Origin of the sequence: Psychrobacter immobilis, from assembly GCF_904846285.1 — a bacterium.
In the GTDB taxonomy this organism is placed as follows: Bacteria; Pseudomonadota; Gammaproteobacteria; order Pseudomonadales; family Moraxellaceae; genus Psychrobacter; species Psychrobacter immobilis_D.
Genome location: NZ_CAJHAD010000053.1, coordinates 1 through 1,911, shown reverse-complemented (window position 1 = coordinate 1,911; position 1,911 = coordinate 1). Strand labels below are relative to the sequence as shown.

Genomic DNA, 1,911 nt, shown 5'->3' with positions numbered 1-1,911 from the left:
GTTTTATACAATACTCGCCCATGACTATCATAGGTGTATCTAATGCGCTGGTTGTTTTGAATCAGCTCACGCGGTCTACCATGGTTACTCTGTGTCTTGTCGGTGGTGTCATCCGCGATTTTTACAGGCACGCGATTGCTCGCAGGGTCAAAGGCAAAGATTTCAGTAATGCCATTATGATTCTGATAGTCGGTGAGCTTGTGCTCGGTCAATCGTCCTATCTTATCGTATTGACACTGATGGTTACAGATGAACTTATGTTTAATAAGAAGCATGAGATTTAAAAAATTATTCTCAATGCATGAGTTTTCTAAGAGACGGTAAATATGGTAGACATAGATCAGTAATATTTAACAGCTATATTTGAATATTGCTTCTTAGTATAACTCCTATTTAATTATGCAACCATATTTTGTACTATAATCGGATAAAGCTTTAACCCAACGAAATTTAATATTAATAATAATGATATTGAAATTAATATTTTTTTCTTTCTAATTACGTTTTGCACTCTATAAATTCCGTAGAGAAGCAGGCCATATACAATAATTAAAATAAAATATTCCGGGTAACGAGAGCTTACAATCGTTGTCATTACAGGCAAGGCTATCGGAGATAGAAACGCATCAAAGTAATATAGCTCTATTGTCGAGTAAGCTTCAAATAATGAGGAAACATTACTATTTTTAAAAAAGTAATCATATGTAATATAAATATATTCACTGATTAAAACAAAAGAAAAAGTAATGATATAGCTATATAAATAAGCCAACGCAAATACCTTAAGTTTGTTACCTTTATTATTTAAGTTCATGATCAAGATCCTTTATTTAATATATTCAAATAATAAATTTTTCAGCCACAATATCGTTTTCCTATTTAATTCTAGATTTATTAGTTTCTTCTGATTCTCTTTGCTCTCTCCCTCCCCCTCTTTTTTTCTAGTTCCTTAAATTCTTTAGGATGATCATCATAGTATTTTTTCGTTGCTGCTTCAGCTTCGTCTCCAATATTCTTAAAATTTCTACTTGGACCTGGAGGTCCTCCAGAGTCATTAATCATATGATCATAAACTCTACCTAAATCTCCTTTAACTTCACCGCCATAATATGGAAAGTAATCTGGCGTACCCCTACAGCCACCATAATCATGGCTCTCAATAACTAGCTTTCCACTATTGTCATAAAAGCACTCATTAGTCGGTGCAGGATTAGCGTCAGTTGGGACTCTATTTTCCAAATAACCATCAAAACCACAGTGGAACATGGTTGGATTACCACCGTATTTACGCCATTTATCTTTTTTAGTGCAAGAAGTACAAGCAGTAGGCTCTTTTGCTGGACACGGCGTCATCTTACCTTTTGCAAAAGAAGCTTCCATTCTTAACCATTCATCGAAAACGTCACTTTTAGAGTACTTTGCTGGTACGATCCAACCTGCCCCTTGTTTTTCTGGCGATATAGGTTTTATCTTAGGATTACTACCATTACGTAAATTTTGACGCGCATCTTGCATTGTATATCCAGTAAATCTTAATCCCAAAGGATCAACCCACCCCGTAGGATTCGGCGCATACTGGAATACATTATCACCCCCTCTCAACCCTATCAGATCACGGCTAGTAAACATCCCCATATCAGGATCGTAATAGCGAAAGCGATTATAATGTAGCCCAGTTTCAGTATCGAAATATTGACCTTGAAAGCGTATAGGCTGCACGTGCTCTTGTGATACCGTTAGTTGATTTATTTTTATCTCATTGTAGATAACTTTCGCAGTATTGCCCCATGCTTCATAATCAGCTAGCCAAACCACTTCACCCTTATCGTCACTAAGCTCATTCGGTGTACCGAGCTGATCATTATGATAGTGGTAAACTTGTATTATGCTGCTGTCTTGCTCACGATCTAT

At 36.2% G+C, this 1,911-nt stretch carries 3 protein-coding genes; all 3 read right to left on the bottom strand.

All coding sequences use genetic code 11. The annotated features are described in order from the left end of the window. Positions 1-212, bottom strand: a 212-nt coding sequence (locus JMX13_RS13470) for a hypothetical protein (protein WP_201613319.1), incomplete at its 3' end; no start/stop codon positions are given. 185 nt (positions 213-397) lie between these two features. Next, positions 398-814, bottom strand: a complete 417-nt coding sequence (locus tag JMX13_RS13465; protein WP_201613318.1) for a hypothetical protein — start codon at positions 812-814, stop codon at positions 398-400. A gap of 80 nt (positions 815-894) precedes the next feature. After that, positions 895-1,911: RHS repeat domain-containing protein (locus tag JMX13_RS13460; protein WP_201613317.1), on the bottom strand; the 1,017-nt coding region annotated here is incomplete at its 5' end.

What these genes read in the sequence shown, in the direction of transcription:
- JMX13_RS13465 (WP_201613318.1), bottom strand. Translation starts at nt 814, where the DNA reads ATGAACTTAAATAATAAAGGTAACAAACTTAAGGTATTTGCGTTGGCT.